Genomic DNA, 16,809 nt, shown 5'->3' with positions numbered 1-16,809 from the left:
AACGTCTCGGCGCACGCCGAAGGCTCGCACCCGAAAGCAGCACATTTTCTCGGCAAAACCGCTCAGTTCGGGTATCATCGGTGATTGCCCGAAGACAATCGCGCAGAGAACTGCCGGAAGGACGTCATGACAGCAGGAACCACCGCAGAACCGCATACCATCGATACCGCCACCGGCAAAGAAGCGCCCGCGGAGATCTCGTCGCAGCGCGTGTACGAGATATTCTCCGCCATCGCCAAGAAGTACGAGCGGTTCAATGCCATATCGAGCTTCGGCGCATACAAAGGCTGGCTCAAAGGCATGATAGAAGCAGCCCCGATCACCGAAGAGAGCAGCATCCTCGATATCGCGGGGGGCACGGGAGACGTCTCGTTCACCATCGCCTGCTCTGCGCATCCTGCGCATATCCAGATCACCGATCTTGTTCCCGAAATGCTCGAGGTGGCGAAAACGCATTACGACGAAGGATCGGGATGCGGCGTGCCAATCGATTTCGAGGTGGTCGACGCCCAGAACATCCCCTACGACGACGACAGCTACGATATCGTGACCATGGCCTACGGCATTCGCAACATGCCCGATCGGAATCGCGCGCTGGGCGAGATCCACCGCGTGCTCAAGCCTGGCGGCACGCTCGTGTGCCTCGAATTCTCAACGCCACCCAACCCTGTTTGGCGGGCGTTGTACGGATTCTACCTCAAGCACATGATCCCGTTTTGGGGCGGACTCATTACCGGCGACAAGGAAGGGTTCGTGTACCTGAGCAAATCGATCAAGGCTTTCCCCGATCAAACGACATTCGCCGGCATGCTCGAAGATGCCGGATTCCACGACGTCGCGTGGCGAAACTTCACAGGAGGCATCGCCGCAGTGCATACTGCGGTCAAATAGAGGGCTTCCGGCGTCATCATGCGCTGTTCGGCGGGCGTACATGTAATTTCAGCCTATCGGCATGATCACATGCGCCGCTTAACGAGTATGATGGGCATATGGAAACCCCCAAGCGAAATACGAACCGCTCGCCGCGGCCGAAACTCTGGACGCCCGTATTCGTCCTGATCGTCGGATTGGCGCTCTTCTGCTTCGTTGTTGGCCAGGCAGTCAACGCCGGCACCTCGGTCTACATCGACCTTCGAGGCGGAACGGCTCTGTTTTCGGGTCTGCTTGCCGCCGTGTTCTCCATCGCAGCGGGTGCGGCGCGCCTGGTCTGCGGACCTGTCATCGATTCGAAGGGCCGCGCGTTCACCATGACGATCGGCGCCGCGTTCCTTGTTGCAGGCTCGGCCGGGCCCCTCGTATCGGACGAACTATCCCTATTCGTCGCTTACCGAATCCTGCAGGGCATCGGCTTTTCCGCCGTGACGACCGCCGCCGCTACAGCCGCCGCCGACGTGCTGCCCTATTCGCGGCTTGGAGAAGGCATCGGCTACTACGGACTCGGGCAGGCGCTCGCCATGTCGATCGGACCCGCCTTGGGATTGTTTCTGGTATCGACCGATGCACCCGGCAACCTGTACTTCGGATGCGCATGCATCTCGGCTGCCGCCCTCGTGCTCACCCTGTTCTGCCGCTACGAACGAAACCCCGAAAAGCTTCCCGAGACCTCGGTGTTCCGGATGCGGTGGGAAGCCCGGCAGCACAAGCAGCACGATGTCGCCATCAGCCCGAACGAAACCGCCGAACAAGCCGCCTCGCCGCAGAAGGGCGTCTCTGCAGATGCGCCTGGGACAGACGAGTCCATCCCTCGGGGCATCGGCCGCGTGCTCGAAGCGCGCGCTGTACCGGGCGCGCTGCCCATGGCCATCATCAGCCCCGCATTCGGATTCGGCATCTTCTTCATCGGGCTGTACGGAACATCGATTGGCATCGGCAACGCCGGATTGTTCTTCACCGTTTCCGCCATCAGCATGATCATCGTGCGCCTGAAATCGGACACGTACATGGACAGGGTTGCTCCGATCAAGGTGTTCGGCGTCTCCGTCGTATGCGGAATCATCGCCTACCTGCTGCTTTTCGCCTCGGAAGCACAGCATGCGCTGTTCTATCTTGCCGGGATCTTTTACGGCGTCTGCCTTGGCGTCAGCATGCCGATCAGCCAGTCGGTCGCCGTCAAGAACACGCCTTCGAATCGCTGGGGAGCAGCCAACGCCCTGTACCTGCTGGCCACCGATATCGGAATCGGGCTTTCCTGCCTTGCTTGGGGGGCCATCAACGACATCTTCGGCTTCGCGGTGACGCTCTGGTGCGTAATCGCATGCATCGCCGCCTCGTTCATCGTCGCATGGATCGTCTACCCCAAAGAAGAGGAGAATCCCACCCCGTAGCAACGAGGCGGGCGCCTTCCCGTTACGCCGAATCCCCTACCCGCATCATGCGGTAGCCGATGCCGACATGCGTCTGGATATAGACCGGATGGGAGGGATCGGGCTCGATCTTCTTGCGCAGCGTAGCCATGAACACCCGAAGCGATGGTATATCGGATGCAAGCGCCGTGCCCCACACCTCCTTGAGGATGTAGGTATGCGTGAGCACCTTGCCCGTATTACGTGCGAGCAGGCATAAGAGCTTGTACTCGATGGGCGTGAGATGAATTTCCACGCCGCCGCACGACACGCTTGCGGCGCGGTAATCGATGAGCAGATCGCCGTTTTCGTAAACCGCCTCCTCTTCGGTTGCGATCCCGGCATCGAGCCTTCGCAGCGCCACGCGCAGGCGGGCTAGCAGCTCTTCGACCGAAAACGGCTTGACAAGGTAGTCGTCGGCGCCCGCATCGAGGGCCTCTACCTTGTCGGCATCTTCGTTGCGAGCCGACAGCACGATGATGGGCATATGCGACCAGCCGCGAATCGAACGGATGATATCGACCCCATCCATATCGGGCAGACCCAGATCGAGAATCACCAGGTCGATATCTGTTGCAGAGGTCAGCTCGAGCAGGGCGCGATTGCCGTTCGGAGCCACGCGGTGGCGATAGCCGTGCACGTCGAGCGTGGTGGCCACCAGGTTGCGGATCGCCGCATCGTCCTCGACAACGAGGATCGTCCGTGCGCATTCGCCCATTCGCCTAACCCTTTCGATCGTTTTCGCCAACGCCTGACAGGCCGGCGCCCGGCAGGCCCCTTTCAGCCGCATCTTCGGCCGTCGAGCCGCCCTCGGCCGAGCCGTCGCCACGCTCGCCCAGATCGCCGCCCATGGTTGCTTCGGGTAGCATAAACGAAAACACGCTGCCGCGGGGGTCCGCATCGGAAATCACCAGATCGCTTCCATGCACGCGCACGATCGAGCGACAGAGCGCAAGCCCGAGCCCCATGCTGCGATGGGCATCGCCGCCCTCCTTGAGAAGACCCGATTCCGACCCGGTGAAGAACATGCCGAAAATACGCTCCTTGTCAGCGTCGGGGACCCCGGGGCCGTCATCGGCAACCGCGATGCGCACCGCATGCCCATCGGCTGTTTTCTCTCGCCGTGCCGATACCTCGATGCGCGAACCCGCGGGCGTGTAGGATATCGCATTGTTCACCAGGTTTATGATGACCTGCATGATCAAGCGCGCATCGGCTTTCACCATGAGCAGCTCGTCGGGAACATCGACGCGAATATCGTGGGCGGCCCCTTTCCGATTCGTATGCGCCACCGCCTCGCGCACGATATCGCCCACGATTTCGGGCTCCATATCGAGCTGCAGGCTCCCCTCGTCGATCCGCGTGACCGACAGCAGGTTCTCGACCAGGTTGATGAGCCAGGTCGAATCCTCGTAGATATCCTCGTACATACGCCGCTTCTGCTCGTCGCTCAGACGCCCGCCCTCGGAAAGCAGCATATCGGCATCGCCGGAAATACTCGTGAGCGGGGTGCGCAGATCGTGCGAGATCATTCGCAGCAAATTCGAGCGAAGCTCTTCCTTCTCCGCCTTCGTGCGCATCTCATGGCGCTCACGCGCCGACACGATGCGCTCGCATGCCTGACCGCACTCATCGAGCATGGCGATGAGCAGATTCTTCTCAAACGAACCGAAGTCTTCGCTCTCCTCTTCCATCACGAGCCCCGCAACCCCGTACACCGTGCCCTTCGACCTGATGGGCAGATAAAGGCATCGGGCTTCGGCAAGGGTGTTCGTCGTCGCGCCTGCGCGCTCGTTGTTCGAGGCGACCCATGAAGCAACGGCCACTTCGTAAGGCGAGACGAGATCGACCGAGCGGGCATCGCCTCCCCCGCTTCCCGGAACGTCGTAGACTTCGGGAGCCGACAGGCGGCCGTCGCGCAAAGCCTGGTACATCACCACGGGGCGATCGAGTATCTTCATGATCTGCTTCGCAGCCATCGCGAAACACGATTCGATAGACGTTGCCGCCTGCAGCTCGCGGCTGCTCTCGAGCAGCGCTTCGGTGCGGTACGCGCGACGCGCGGTCGCCTCAGATTGCCGCTTGGCCCGCACGGTAAGCGATGAGGCCACCAGCGTGGACACCATGAGGAATCCGAAAATAAAGGGATAGTTGATGCCGTACGCATCGAGGGTGAAGCGCGGAACCGTGAAGAAGAAGTTGTACGCGAGCACGCTTCCCAAAGCGGCGATGACCGAATAGAAAAACCCGTCGGCACGCGTCGCGAACAGCAGGATCACGAGCATGTAGCCCATGAGGATGACCGACGACGCAAGGCCGAACCCATGCACCAGCAAACCGACTGCCGTTGCAACCGCAACCGCCAGAAACGCCTTGACGACATCCCCCGACGTCAGCTTGAACCCCGTAGCAGGACGAAACCGACTCAACTGCATCGGAAGATCCTTCACCGGCACCACGTTGATAACCGCGCCGTATGACAGGTGCGAAAGACGGCTCACCAGATTTTCCTTCGGACTGAACAGCCTTTTGCCGCCCGAAGCGCTGCCCAGCACAAGCTGCGTGATGCCCGCGGTTATGGAGTACTGCGAAATGAGCACGGAGACGTCGTCGCCGTGCATGGTCACGACATGCGCGCCGAGCTCTTCGGCAAGATCGATGTTCGAACGCAAGCGGGCGCGCTCTTCGGGGCCGAGCTTCTTGCTCTCCGACGATTCGATGACGAGTGCGGTCAGGGCGCCGTGGAACGCTTCGGCCATATTGGCCGCTGCACGGATGACCTTTACGTTGCCCGCATCGGGCGTCACGTACACCAGCACGTCTTCGCCCGCCTCGACGCGACATGCCGCCCCGTCGACGGAGGGCGTGCGCGTCATGCGGTCGGCCATGCGGCGCAGAGCGATTTCGCGCAGAGCGGCGAGGTTTTTCTTGGTGAAGAAGTTCGAGAGCGCAACCCAGCTGCGATCGGGTACGTATACCTTTCCCGCATTGAGGCGCTCTATCAGATCGTCGGGCTCTATATCGATGAGCTCAACGGAATCAGCCCGGTCGAAAACGGAGTCGGGAATGCGCTCGGCAACCCGAACCTGCGTGATCGCCGATATCTTGTCGTTCAAACCCTCGAGATGCTGGACGTTCACGGTGGTGAACACGTTGATGCCCGCGCGCAGCAGCTCTTCGATATCCTGGTAGCGCTTGCGGTGCCTGCTGCCGGGCGCGTTGGTATGGGCGAGCTCGTCGACGAGCAGAATCTGAGGCTTCCGCGCAAGAGCGGCATCAAGATCGAATTCGCGCAGCCGTATTCCCCGATGCTCGATCGTGCGACAGTCGATCTGCTCGAGCCCGTCGAGCAACGCCGTCGTATCGGCGCGCGTATGCGGCTCGATGTAGCCCGCCACCACATCGAGCCCTTTTTCCTTGAACGCATGGGCATCTTCGAGCATGGCGTACGTCTTGCCGACGCCGGCCGCGTAACCGAAGAATATCTTGAGCTTGCCGCGTCCCGGCTCGTCGCTGCGCTCGGCTTCTTTGATCTGGCGCAGAATCGCATCGGGATCGCGCCTGATCTCGAAACCGCTCTCGTCAACCATACCGCATATCCTCGCTTCGTCTTTTTGCAGGGCGCAACGCCGCACGAAACGGTGCCGCCCACTGCGATTCGCCTATGATAGCACCCCGTCGAGCATAAGGTTCACCTTCAAAACGTTGACGCGCGCATCGCCGAGAACTCCGAACACCGGCTGCTCGGTGCACGCGTCGATGATATCGCGAATCTCGGAGGTGCTTTTGCCCGTGTTCTTCGCGAGACGCTCCACCTGATACTCCGCAGCCGCAGGAGATATGTCGGGATCGAGTCCGCTGCCCGAAACCGTCACAAGATCACTCGGAATGGGCTTGTCTCCCCTTTCGGGATGAGCTTGTTTGATCTTCTCCACGCGCTCGGCAACCAGCTGCTCGAACTCTTCGCCCGCGGGGGTCAGGTTGGATGCGCCCGCCCACGCAACGGGATTACCCTCATCGTCGGTGAAGGTCGACAGGTTGTAGTTCGTCGGCCTGCCCCACATATGATCGGCATCCTCGAACTGTTGGCCGAGCAACATGCAGTAGCGGCTGTCGTTGGCTCCGTCCCCATCGGCATCGACCTCGATGATGCTGCCGTTGGCCTGGTAAGGGAAGAAGATCTGCCCGATTCCCAAGCACGCGCCCGTATACACGACTCCGGTGATCAGGGTCATGATCGCGAAGAACCCGGCGGTTCTCCCAAGCGTTTTTCCAATACTGAAGTGTTTCATGATCGCGTTTTCCTTTCACGTTGACCGCAATCGCTTTCGCAGGGTTTTCGCGGTGCGCGGCAGATGAATCGCCGCGCACCGCTTCGACGCCGTCCGCTACGCCATCCCGCACGCCGTAAGCAGCATATCGATGGCCTTGATCGCAACGAAGGGCAAGATGATGCCGCCGAGCCCGTAAACGAGCAGGTTGCGCGAAAGCAGGCTCTGGGACGACGCCTCGCGGTACTTCACGCCCTTGAGCGCAAGCGGGATGAGCGCCGCGATGATGAGCGCGCTGTAGATGATCGCCGAGAGGATCGCCGTCTCGGGACTTGTAAGCCGCATGACGTTCAGCGCATCAAGCGCGGGATACAGCGGCACGAACAGCGCCGGGATGATGGCGAAGTACTTCGCCACGTCGTTGGCGATCGAGAACGTCGTGAGCGACCCGCGCGTCATGAGCAGCTGCTTGCCTATCATCACGATGTCGATGAGCTTGGTGGGCGACGAGTCGAGGTCGACCATGTTGCCCGCCTCCTTGGCAGCCTGCGTGCCGCTGTTCATGGCCACGGCGACGTCGGCCTGGGCGAGCGCCGGCGCGTCGTTGGTGCCGTCGCCCGTCATGGCAACCATATGGCCCTCGGATTGGTAGCGGCGGATCATGTCGAGCTTCGCCTCGGGCGTCGCCTCGGCGAGGAAGTCGTCGACGCCCGCCTCGGCGGCGATCGCGGCGGCGGTCATCGGATTGTCGCCGGTGATCATGATGGTCTTGATGCCCATCTTGCGCAGGCTCGCGAAGTTCTCCTTGATGCCCTGCTTGACGATGTCTTTCAGATAGACGACGCCCACAATACGATGATCGCGAGCAACAAGCAGCGGAGTGCCGCCTGCACGGGAGATATCTTCGACCCTCTGTTTGCACTCATCGCTGTACCTTCCTCCGGATTTTTCGACATAGGACCTGATCGCATCTGCCGCGCCCTTGCGGATCTCGTGCCCTTCGAAATCGACGCCGCTCATGCGGGTCGTCGCGGAAAACGGGATCGACACCATGCCCGCGCCGCCCAGTTCGCGTTCGCGGATGTTGAAGCGTTCCTTGGCGAGCACGACGATGCTGCGCCCCTCGGGCGTCTCGTCGGTCAGGCTCGCGAGCTGTGCCGCATCGGCAAGCTCCTTCTCGGTCGCCCCGTCGACGGGGATGAACTCGCTCGCCTGGCGGTTGCCGAGCGTGATGGTTCCGGTCTTGTCGAGCAGAAGCACGTCCACATCGCCGGCGGCTTCGACGGCGCGCCCGCTCATGGCGAGCACGTTCGCCTTGTTGAGCCTGCTCATGCCCGCAATGCCGATGGCCGAGAGCAAGGCGCCTATGGTGGTCGGCGCAAGGCACACGAACAGCGCCACGAGCGAGGTGATCGTCGTGGGGTTCGCGATATCCGCCTGGGTTGCCGAAAAACCGCTGAACGTAAACAGGGATGCTGCAACGAGCAGGAAGATGATCGTAAGCGCAACGAGCAGGATCTCGAGCGCGATTTCGTTGGGGGTCTTCTTGCGCGAGGCCGACTCTACCATCGAGATCATCTGGTCGAGGAAGCTCTTGCCGCTTTCCTGCGTGACGCAGACGACCAGCCAGTCCGAAAGCACCGTCGTGCCGCCGGTGACCGACGAGCGGTCGCCGCCCGATTCCCGGATGACCGGGGCCGATTCGCCCGTGATCGCGCTCTCGTCTACCGATGCGGCGCCCTGCACGACCTCCCCGTCTGCGGGTATCTGCTCGCCCGCGCAGACGAAGACGTAATCCTTCTTCTTGAGCGTCGCTGAATTGACCTCTTCGGCGCGCGCCAGGTACAGCGCAACGGGATCGTCTTCATGCGCCCCAGCCGCAAGCAAGCCCTGGGTGATCTTGTGCGCTTGCACATCGCGCTTGGCGGCGCGCAGGGAATCGGCCTGCGCCTTGCCGCGCCCCTCGGCCAGCGCCTCCGCGAAGTTTGCGAACAGCACGGTCAGCCAGAGGATGACGGCGATCGCCAAAATGAAGCCGGGCTGCTGATCGGATACGCCGAAAAGGGAGAGCAGAAACAGAGCCGTCGTAAGGACCGCCGAGACAAACACCATGAACATGACCGGGTTTTTCACCTGATCCTTGGGGTTCAGCTTCACGAGCGCTTCGCGAACGGCTCGACGCGCCTGAGATTTCGTATCGTATTGTTTCAATGTGGCAGTTGCCATTGACCCTTGCACCTTACCTTTACAAGACCATCTGAAGCTGTTCGGCTATGGGGCCCAAAGCGAGAGCCGGGAACATCGTCAGAGCGCCTACGAGGAGTATGATCAGTATGAGGAGGAAGACGAACATCGCATTGCTCGTCGAAAGCGTGCCAGCTGTGGTAGCAACCTTTTTGCGCGAAGCGAGGCTTCCGGCGAGCACGCACGTCGCCGCAATCGGCACGAAACGGTTGACGAGCATTTCAAGGCCGGTAACCACGTTGATGAACGGAGTATTCGCATTGAAGCCGGCGAATGCCGATCCGTTGTTGCCGCCCGTCGAAGTTGCCGTGTAGAGCACTTCGGAGAACCCGTGCGCGCCGGGGTTGTTCAAGCTTGCCGCCGTCGCCGGGTCAAGGCTCATCGCCGCAGCTCCGACCAGGATGACGAACGGCGTTGTAATGCACAGGATAACCGCCATGCGCATCTCTTTCGGCCCGATCTTCTTGCCGAGGTATTCGGGCGTGCGCCCAACCATGAGACCCGCGATGAATACCGTGAGGATCACGAAACCGATCAGGGAATACAGACCGCACCCGACGCCGCCGCCGATAACTTCGCCAAGCTGCATGAGCACCATGGGAACCATGCCGCCGATCGGGGTGTAGCTATCGTGCATGGAGTTGACCGAACCGTTCGAAGCCGCCGTCGTGAACGCAGCCCACAGCGACGAATCGGTTACGCCGAAGCGGACTTCCTTGCCCTCCATATTGCCGCCCGACTGGCCTTCCGTGCCCATGAGAACCGCGCCGTTTTGCGCAAGCTGGGGCGTGCCCGTCTGTTCGAAGAAGGCGATGATTCCGAGTGCCACGACGAGCAGGACGAACACGGCAGCGAACACGGCCCTGCCCTGCTTGCGGTCGTTCACGAACCGTCCGAAGCTGAAGAGCAGCGAAACGGGTACGAGCAGAAGGGCGATGCACTGGATGATGTTGGTGAGCGGAGTCGGATTCTCAAGCGGACTCGCCGAGTTCACGCCGTTATAGCCGCCGCCGTTGGTGCCGAGCTGCTTGATCATGACCTGGCTTGCCTGCGGGCCCATGGGAACGACCTGCTTGTCGACGATGTCGACCGCAGCGGGATCGTCGGCGGAAACGGCGTTGCCGTCCGCATCGATGCCAACCGGTTCCACCAGATCGACTTCCTGGTATTCAGAGAGGTTCTCCGGCATGCCCTGGGCGATGCCTACAATCGACATGACCAGGCACAGCGGGATGAACACATACAGAACGCCGCGCGTTACATCCACCCAGAACGATCCCAGACCCTCGCTGCTTTCGGCGACCATGCCGCGAAACAGCGCGAACAGAACCGCCATGCCGACGGCCGGAGTTACGAAGTTCTGAACGGTCAGGCCTATGGCCTGCGAGAAGTAACTGAGCGAGCTTTCGCCGCTATAGGCTTGCCAATTCGTGTTCGTCACGAAGCTCACCGCCGTGTTGAACGCGAGGTCCCATGTCTGCCCCGGCAACCCTTCGGGGTTGAACGGAAGCGCACCTTGCGCCATGAGGATGATCCAGAGCACGAGCAAAGAGACCGCCGAAAACGCGAGAGCGCAGACCAGATAGCGCTTCCAACCCATGTTCTCGCGCTTTTCGACGCCGATCATGCGGTACACGACGCCTTCGACCGGTACGAGCACGCGGCCGAGCAGCGTTTTCTCGCCAGCCATCACCTTGTTGATGTATCCGCTCAAAGGGATCGCCAAGGCAACGAGGAGGGCAAGGTATATGCCGTATTCCAGCAGTTCGTCCATCACCGCTCATCACCGCCTTTCAACAACACGTAAAACAGGTAAAGCATCGCGACGATGCTTAGAACGCCGATGATTCCGGCAACTGTTTCCATCTCATTCCAACCTTTCCAATTTTCCACTTGCGTGTCGGGCGCCAGTGCGCACGGGTGCCCGAGCCGGTTTCAAGATTAGGGCCTTGCACATTAGGGCGAAGTTAAGGTAACGGCGCTCGCATTAAGATCGGATAAAGACGGGGCGATGCGCGCGGCGACCGCCCGCCTTGCCCGCTCCCCGATGGTGCCAATGGCGAACCGTTCGCGACCCAACCGCTTCCCGACACGCATCCGGCGTGGTATTCTGATCGCGCACAAAGCGTTTGGATGACGATTCCGGGAGATATCCGCTTTCGCGGAAGCCGAAGGGGCAGAAACTCTCAGGCAAAAGGACTGGAATCCGACAAACCTCTGGAAAGCCGTTCGATCGGCACCGAAGAAGCAAGCCCGCGGGTTCGCCCGCACGGTTCATCTTTCAGGTATGGAGACAGAGGCGCGCTCGGGGGCATATCCCGAGCGCGCCTTTTTGCGTACAGCCCACCGACCTGAAAGGTTTTGGCTTATGGAAAAGAAGACGCCCCTGTACGACGTCCACATTGCCTCAGGGGGCAAGATCGTGCCCTTCGCCGGCTATCTGCTTCCTATCGAGTATCCTACCGGCCTCATGAAAGAACACCTTGCCGTGCGCACCGCCTGCGGAATCTTCGACGTGTCCCATATGGGAGAAGTCCTGTTCGAGGGGTCGGGCGCGCTCGCAACCCTCAACCGCCTCATGACGAACGACTTCAGCAACATGGCCTACGGGCGCTGCCGCTACACGGCGCTCTGCTACGAAGACGGCGGAATGGCGGACGACCTCATCGTGTACCGCCTCGACGACGAACGGTTCCTGGCCGTGGTGAACGCCGCCAACAAGGACAAGGATATCGCCTGGATGGCAGAGCATCTGCTCGATGACACCGAGATGCGCGACCTCTCCGACGAGGTGGCTCAAATCGCCGTCCAAGGCCCGCTCGCATCGGCGATCACCGCCCGTATCGCCGATGGGGCGACGCTGCCCGATGCGTATTACACGTTCGAGCCCCATGTTTCGGTTGCCGGCCGCGATTGCCTTGTTTCCCGCACGGGATACACCGGGGAAGACGGCTTCGAAATCTACTGCGCCCCGCACGATGCGCCCGCAATCTGGGCAGCGCTTGTCAACGCAGGAAAAGACGACGGCCTGATCCCCTGCGGACTCGGCGCCCGCGACACGCTGCGCCTCGAGGCGAGCATGCCTTTGTACGGCCACGAAATGGACGAGACCGTCGATCCGATGGAGGCGGGCCTCTCTTTCGGCGTGAAGATGGACAAGCCCGCATTCATCGGCAAGGAAGCCATCGCCGCGAAAGGCGAGCCTTCCCGCATGCGCATCGGGATCGAGGCGACCGGGCGCGGCATCGTCCGCGAGCACGAACCGGTATTCGCAAACGGCAAAGCCATCGGGAACACCACCTCCGGCACGTACTGTCCCTTTCTGAAGAAGGCCTGCGCCATGGCGCTCGTCGAGGCGGGTTCGGTTGCAATCGACGACGAAATAGAAGTCGAAGTGCGCGGAAGAAAAATCGCGGCGAAAGTCGTGCCCATGCCGTTTTACAAAAGAAAGCGCTAGCGCTCGCGCACAAGCGAAAGCCGCTCATCGCGAAGCAGGGCGAAAAGCCCGATGCGCACCGGATTCACAGCACGTTTTGACAGCAGCCGGAATACCCGGCAACCCGAAGGAGGAACGACATGAACCATCCAGCTGACCGCATGTACACCGAATCGCACGAATGGGTCGCACTTGACGGAGAAACCGCAACCGTCGGGTTGACCGAGTACGCGCAAAGCGAGCTTGGCGATCTCGTGTTCGTCAACCTGCCAGAGCCCGGTGACGAGGTTTCGGGAGGCGAATCGTTCGCCGACGTCGAATCGGTCAAGGCGGTCTCGGAGGTGGTCAGCCCCGTTGACGGAACGGTAACCGAAATCAACGAGGAACTGCTCGACAACCCCGCGCTCATCAACGAATCGGCTTACGACGCCTGGCTCATCCGCGTCGAGCCCGCAACGATAGCCGTCGCTACGATGGACGCCCCCGCCTACGAAGAGCTCTGCTCGAAATAGCGCATGCGACCGCAGCGCAGCGCGGCCTTCGGTCGCATGCGGTGCGTTTTCGCAGGCGCCTGACGCGCTGCGCCTCGAAACAAGAATTCAGAAAGGGTTCGCCGTATGGGAAACTACCTCCCGTCAACCTCGACCGAGCGAGAGCAGATGCTCGCAGACCTCGGCTACGAATCGATTGACGACCTCTATGCCGTCGTGCCAGCCGAAGCCCGCGTGCGCGACCTCGCGCTGCCGGAAGGACTGAGCGAGCTCGAGCTTCGCGACCGCCTTGGCGCCATGGCAGCGAAGAACACCGTGTTCCGCTCGGTTTTTCGGGGGGCAGGCGCCTATCGGCGCTTCGTGCCCGCACTGGTCAAAACCGTAATCGCCAAAGAAGAGTTCGTCACCGCGTACACGCCCTACCAGGCCGAGATCAGCCAGGGCGTCCTTCAATCCATATTCGAGTACCAATCCATGGTTTGCGAGCTCACCGGCATGGACGTGTCGAACGCATCGCTCTACGACGGCGCCACGGCGGCGGCCGAAGCGGTGTTCATGTGCCAAGACCGAAAGCGCTCGACCGTCGTCGTTTCGAAAACCGTGAATCCGCAGACGATCGAAACCGTGCGGACGTACTGCGAGGGGCGCGACGTCGAAGTCGTCGTGGTTCCCATGAGAAACGGAGCAACCGATATGCAGGCGCTCGCCGAAGCCCTCGACGACAAAACGGCGTGCGCGATCGTTCAGCAGCCCAACTACTTCGGCGTGCTCGAAAACACTGGGGAGATCATCGAGACGATTCACGAAGCCGGCGCGAAAGCCATCGTGTCGGCGGACCCCGTCTCGCTCGGCATCCTCGCGAGCCCCGGCGAGATGGGCGCCGACATCTGCGTTGCGGAAGGGCAATCGCTCGGCTTGCCGCTTTCATTCGGCGGCCCGTACCTCGGCATCATCTGCTGCACGAAGCAGCTGATGCGAAAGCTGCCGGGGCGCATCGTCGGCCAAACCGAAGACGCAAGGGGAAACCGCGCCTTCGTATTGACCCTGCAAGCACGCGAACAGCATATTCGGCGCGAGAAAGCATCGTCGAACGTGTGCTCGAACGAAGCGCTCTGCGCGTTGGCCGCAGGCACCTACCTCGCATGCATGGGACCCCGCGGTCTTGCCCGAGCCGCCGAGCTCAGCTGCTCGAAAGCCCACTACCTCGCCGAACGTCTAGCCGAAATCCCAGGATTCGAGCTTGTCTGGGATTCGCCGTTCTTCAACGAGTTCATGACTTCCTGCCCGATAGATCCGCACGCGCTCGAGCAAGGACTCGCCGAACGAGGAGTGCTTGCAGGTTTGCCAACCGAGCACGGCATCCTGTGGTGCACCACCGAGCTAAACTCGAAAACCCAGATCGACGAGTTGGTTGACATGGTTAGGAGCGCAGTGAGATGAAGCTGGTATTCGAACTCTCGAAGCAGGGACGCGCCTCTGCCCTTCTGCCCGAATGCGACGTGCCCGAAGCGCTGCCCGATGCGGCATTCCGCCGAGCCGAGGCGCCCGCGCTTCCCGAGGTGGCGGAGGTCGATCTCGACCGCCATTACAACGGCTTGGCAGACGAGGCATTCGGCGTGTGCAACGGCTTCTATCCGCTCGGCTCATGCACCATGAAATACAACCCGCGCATCAACGAAGAGGTCTCTGCGCTCCCCGGATTCTCCGACATACACCCCCTGCAACCCGAAGGCACCGTACAGGGCGCACTCGAAGCCATGGCAACGGCATGCGACCTCCTGGCCGAGATCACCGGCATGGACGCGGTCACCCTGCAACCCGCAGCGGGGGCTCAGGGTGAATTCACCGGCCTTTTGCTCATACGCGCCTATCACAAAGCGGCCGGCGACGATGCGCGAACCAAGATCATCGTGCCCGATTCCGCCCACGGAACCAACCCCGCGACCGCTTCGATGGCGGGCTTCGACACCGTCAACGTGCCTTCGAACGAAAGCGGCGGCGTCGATCTTGAGGCGCTGAGGGCAGCCGTCGGACCCGATACGGCCGGACTCATGCTCACCAACCCCAACACGCTCGGCCTGTTCGATCCCAACATCATCGAGATATGCTCGATCGTGCACGAAGCGGGCGGCCTGTGCTACTACGACGGGGCGAACCTCAACCCCATCATGGGAATCGCACGACCCGGCGACATGGGATTCGACTGCGTGCACCTGAACCTGCACAAAACCTTCTCGACGCCCCACGGCGGCGGCGGTCCCGGATCGGGCCCCGTCGGATGCAAAGCGCACCTGAAGGATTTTTTGCCCGCACCCATCGTAGAAAAGCGCGACGGAGCATACGCGCTCGTCAACCCCGAACGCTCGATCGGCCGCATGAAATCGTTCTACGGAAACTTCGGCGTGGCGATCCGAGCACTCGCCTACATCCTCGCGCTCGGCAAAGACGGCATCCCCGAAGCCGCCCGCACCGCCGTCCTCAATGCGAACTACCTCATGAGCAAACTCGAAGACCGCTACGCAATCCCCTTTGCCGGTCCTTGCATGCACGAGTTCGTCATGGACATCGGTCCGCTTAAAGAAGAGACCGGCGCAAGCGCGCTCGATGTCGCGAAACGGTTCCTCGACTTCGGCATGCACCCGCCCACGATGTACTTCCCGCTCATCGTTCACGAAGCGCTCATGGTCGAACCGACCGAAACGGAAAGCCGCGAAACCCTCGATGCAGCCGCCGAAGCGTTCCTTGCGATTTGGGACGAAGCGCACGACAACGCCGAAGCGCTCCATAACGCGCCCCTGACTACCCGCATCGGCCGACCCGACGAAGTGCGAGCAGCACGCAACCCCGTCGTGCGCTGGATGCCCGATGCGCGCGATTTCGGCGGAAGCGACGGCGCGAAAGGATGACGGCCCACGACGAAACGACGAAGGCGCCGGGCAGCTCCGCGTTCGACCATGCGCCGATGCCGCGCTTTCTCATCAGCGAGTCAACCGATCCGTATCGCAATATCGCCACCGAAGAAGCCCTCGTCGATGCCGCTTTGCCCGGGGAATGCATCCTGTTTCTCTGGCAGAACGAGAACACCATCGTCATAGGGCGAAACCAGAACCCCTGGAAAGAATGCCGTATCGCCGAATTCGAAGCCGACGGGGGAAGGATCGCCCGTCGGCTTTCAGGGGGCGGCGCAGTCTTTCACGATATAGGCAACCTGAACTTCACCTTCGTCGCACGCGGCGAGGCCTATGACGTGTCTCGGCATATGAACGTCATGTGCGCCGCCGTGCAGTCGTTCGGACTTGCTGCGCGCGTATCGGGTCGCAACGATGCAACCGTCGATGGGGCGAAGTTCTCGGGCAATGCATTCTTCCGCTCGAACGAGAGGAAGTGCCACCATGGAACGCTCATGATCGATGTCGATACCGGAAAACTTGCCCGCTACCTGCAACCCGATTCGAAGAAGCTCGCCGCCAAGGGAGTCGAATCGGTTCGCTCGCGCGTTGTGAACCTCGCCTCGCTCAATTCCCGCGTCACCGTTGAAACGCTCTCGATCGCACTCGTCGAGGCGTTTTCGGAAGCATGCGGAACACCTGCAAAACCGCTGGATCCCGCTCGGCTCGACGAGTGCAACATAGAGCAAAGGCGCGCTCGGTTCGCTTCGCACGCATGGATTTTCGGGCACACCGCGCCGTTCAACCATGCGCTCGGCGATCGCTTCGCCTGGGGAAACCTCGACATCGAGCTTTCCATCAAAGGAGGAGAGATCGAACACGCCAGCATCTTCTCCGATGCCCTCGATGCCGAATTCATCGCCCGGCTATCCGATTCCCTCGAGGGCTGCCGCTACGACAAAGACGGCATCGGGAAATGCCTGGAGGCCCTCGAGCCGGAAACAGATGAACAGCAGACGATGCGCGCGGATTGCCTCGGGCTATTCCGCAGCGACTTCTGACACGGCACGCACTGCGCACCGGCACGATAGGCCTCGCATAATGCACGCATTGACATCGATGCAAAACACAGCACGA

General features: G+C 61.3%; 12 protein-coding genes and 1 riboswitch. Of the genes, 7 read left to right on the top strand and 5 right to left on the bottom strand.

Going from position 1 to position 16,809, the window contains the following annotated elements; all coding sequences use genetic code 11:
- The first annotated feature begins 126 nt into the window (after positions 1–126).
- Both C1719_RS02115 and C1719_RS02110 read left to right on the top strand, forming a co-directional pair.
- Positions 127–891: a class I SAM-dependent methyltransferase gene (locus tag C1719_RS02115; protein ID WP_102373584.1), complete on the top strand. Its 765-nt coding sequence runs from the start codon at positions 127–129 to the stop codon at positions 889–891.
- A gap of 98 nt (positions 892–989) precedes the next feature.
- The gene (locus tag C1719_RS02110; protein WP_102373583.1) at positions 990–2,324 is read left to right on the top strand and encodes an MFS transporter; all 1,335 of its coding nucleotides are present in this window, start codon (positions 990–992) and stop codon (positions 2,322–2,324) included.
- Between the two features lie 22 nt (positions 2,325–2,346).
- On the opposite strand, the gene C1719_RS02105 is transcribed toward C1719_RS02110, so the two are convergent.
- The 5 genes from C1719_RS02105 to kdpA all read right to left on the bottom strand — a co-directional run bounded on the left by C1719_RS02105 (position 2,347) and on the right by kdpA (position 10,631).
- Positions 2,347–3,060, bottom strand: a complete 714-nt coding sequence (locus tag C1719_RS02105; RefSeq protein ID WP_102373582.1) for a response regulator — start codon at positions 3,058–3,060, stop codon at positions 2,347–2,349.
- A 4-nt stretch (positions 3,061–3,064) separates the two neighbouring features.
- The gene (locus C1719_RS02100) at positions 3,065–5,932 is read right to left on the bottom strand and encodes a sensor histidine kinase (RefSeq protein ID WP_102373581.1); all 2,868 of its coding nucleotides are present in this window, start codon (positions 5,930–5,932) and stop codon (positions 3,065–3,067) included.
- 72 nt (positions 5,933–6,004) lie between these two features.
- On the bottom strand, positions 6,005–6,634 hold the full coding sequence (gene kdpC / locus C1719_RS02095) for a K(+)-transporting ATPase subunit C (protein WP_102373580.1): 630 nt from the start codon (positions 6,632–6,634) through the stop codon (positions 6,005–6,007).
- Between the two features lie 96 nt (positions 6,635–6,730).
- Positions 6,731–8,839 carry a potassium-transporting ATPase subunit KdpB gene (kdpB, locus tag C1719_RS02090; RefSeq protein ID WP_102373579.1) on the bottom strand — a complete coding sequence of 703 codons (2,109 nt, stop codon included), beginning with the start codon at positions 8,837–8,839 and terminating at the stop codon, positions 6,731–6,733.
- Positions 8,840–8,858: 19 nt separating this feature from the next.
- Complete coding sequence (gene kdpA / locus C1719_RS02085) at positions 8,859–10,631, bottom strand: potassium-transporting ATPase subunit KdpA (RefSeq protein ID WP_245874258.1); 1,773 nt, start codon at positions 10,629–10,631, stop codon at positions 8,859–8,861.
- Positions 10,632–10,990: 359 nt separating this feature from the next.
- Positions 10,991–11,069, top strand: a riboswitch (glycine riboswitch).
- Positions 11,070–11,225: 156 nt separating this feature from the next.
- Between kdpA and gcvT the strand changes: the two genes are divergently transcribed.
- The 5 genes from gcvT to lplA all read left to right on the top strand — a co-directional run bounded on the left by gcvT (position 11,226) and on the right by lplA (position 16,733).
- Complete coding sequence (gene gcvT, locus C1719_RS02080; RefSeq protein WP_102373577.1) at positions 11,226–12,314, top strand: glycine cleavage system aminomethyltransferase GcvT; 1,089 nt, start codon at positions 11,226–11,228, stop codon at positions 12,312–12,314.
- Positions 12,315–12,433: 119 nt separating this feature from the next.
- The gene (gene gcvH, locus C1719_RS02075) at positions 12,434–12,805 is read left to right on the top strand and encodes a glycine cleavage system protein GcvH (RefSeq protein WP_102373576.1); all 372 of its coding nucleotides are present in this window, start codon (positions 12,434–12,436) and stop codon (positions 12,803–12,805) included.
- A gap of 105 nt (positions 12,806–12,910) precedes the next feature.
- Positions 12,911–14,224: an aminomethyl-transferring glycine dehydrogenase subunit GcvPA gene (gcvPA, locus tag C1719_RS02070; protein WP_102373575.1), complete on the top strand. Its 1,314-nt coding sequence runs from the start codon at positions 12,911–12,913 to the stop codon at positions 14,222–14,224.
- Entirely contained in the window at positions 14,221–15,690 is a 1,470-nt protein-coding gene (gene gcvPB, locus C1719_RS02065) for an aminomethyl-transferring glycine dehydrogenase subunit GcvPB (RefSeq protein WP_102373574.1), read from the top strand. The genes gcvPA and gcvPB overlap by 4 nt, the downstream gene beginning before the upstream one ends.
- Complete coding sequence (gene lplA / locus C1719_RS02060; protein WP_102373573.1) at positions 15,687–16,733, top strand: lipoate--protein ligase; 1,047 nt, start codon at positions 15,687–15,689, stop codon at positions 16,731–16,733. The genes gcvPB and lplA overlap by 4 nt, the downstream gene beginning before the upstream one ends.
- The last annotated feature ends 76 nt before the right edge of the window (positions 16,734–16,809 follow it).

The sequence above is a fragment of the Raoultibacter massiliensis genome (genome assembly GCF_900199545.1).
Taxonomy (GTDB): Bacteria; Actinomycetota; Coriobacteriia; order Coriobacteriales; family Eggerthellaceae; genus Raoultibacter; species Raoultibacter massiliensis.
Note: the sequence above shows the minus strand (reverse complement) of the source record. Positions and strands in the feature narration are given on the sequence as shown.

Bases quoted from the DNA above. Each gene is read 5' to 3' on its own strand.
- C1719_RS02115 (WP_102373584.1), top strand. From the start codon at position 127: ATGACAGCAGGAACCACCGCAGAACCGCATACCATCGATACCGCCACC.
- C1719_RS02110 (WP_102373583.1), top strand. From the start codon at position 990: ATGGAAACCCCCAAGCGAAATACGAACCGCTCGCCGCGGCCGAAACTC.
- C1719_RS02105 (WP_102373582.1), bottom strand. From the start codon at position 3,060: ATGGGCGAATGCGCACGGACGATCCTCGTTGTCGAGGACGATGCGGCG.
- C1719_RS02100 (WP_102373581.1), bottom strand. From the start codon at position 5,932: ATGGTTGACGAGAGCGGTTTCGAGATCAGGCGCGATCCCGATGCGATT.
- kdpC (WP_102373580.1), bottom strand. From the start codon at position 6,634: ATGAAACACTTCAGTATTGGAAAAACGCTTGGGAGAACCGCCGGGTTC.
- kdpB (WP_102373579.1), bottom strand. From the start codon at position 8,839: ATGGCAACTGCCACATTGAAACAATACGATACGAAATCTCAGGCGCGT.
- kdpA (WP_245874258.1), bottom strand. From the start codon at position 10,631: ATGGACGAACTGCTGGAATACGGCATATACCTTGCCCTCCTCGTTGCC.
- gcvT (WP_102373577.1), top strand. From the start codon at position 11,226: ATGGAAAAGAAGACGCCCCTGTACGACGTCCACATTGCCTCAGGGGGC.
- gcvH (WP_102373576.1), top strand. From the start codon at position 12,434: ATGAACCATCCAGCTGACCGCATGTACACCGAATCGCACGAATGGGTC.
- gcvPA (WP_102373575.1), top strand. From the start codon at position 12,911: ATGGGAAACTACCTCCCGTCAACCTCGACCGAGCGAGAGCAGATGCTC.
- gcvPB (WP_102373574.1), top strand. From the start codon at position 14,221: ATGAAGCTGGTATTCGAACTCTCGAAGCAGGGACGCGCCTCTGCCCTT.
- lplA (WP_102373573.1), top strand. From the start codon at position 15,687: ATGACGGCCCACGACGAAACGACGAAGGCGCCGGGCAGCTCCGCGTTC.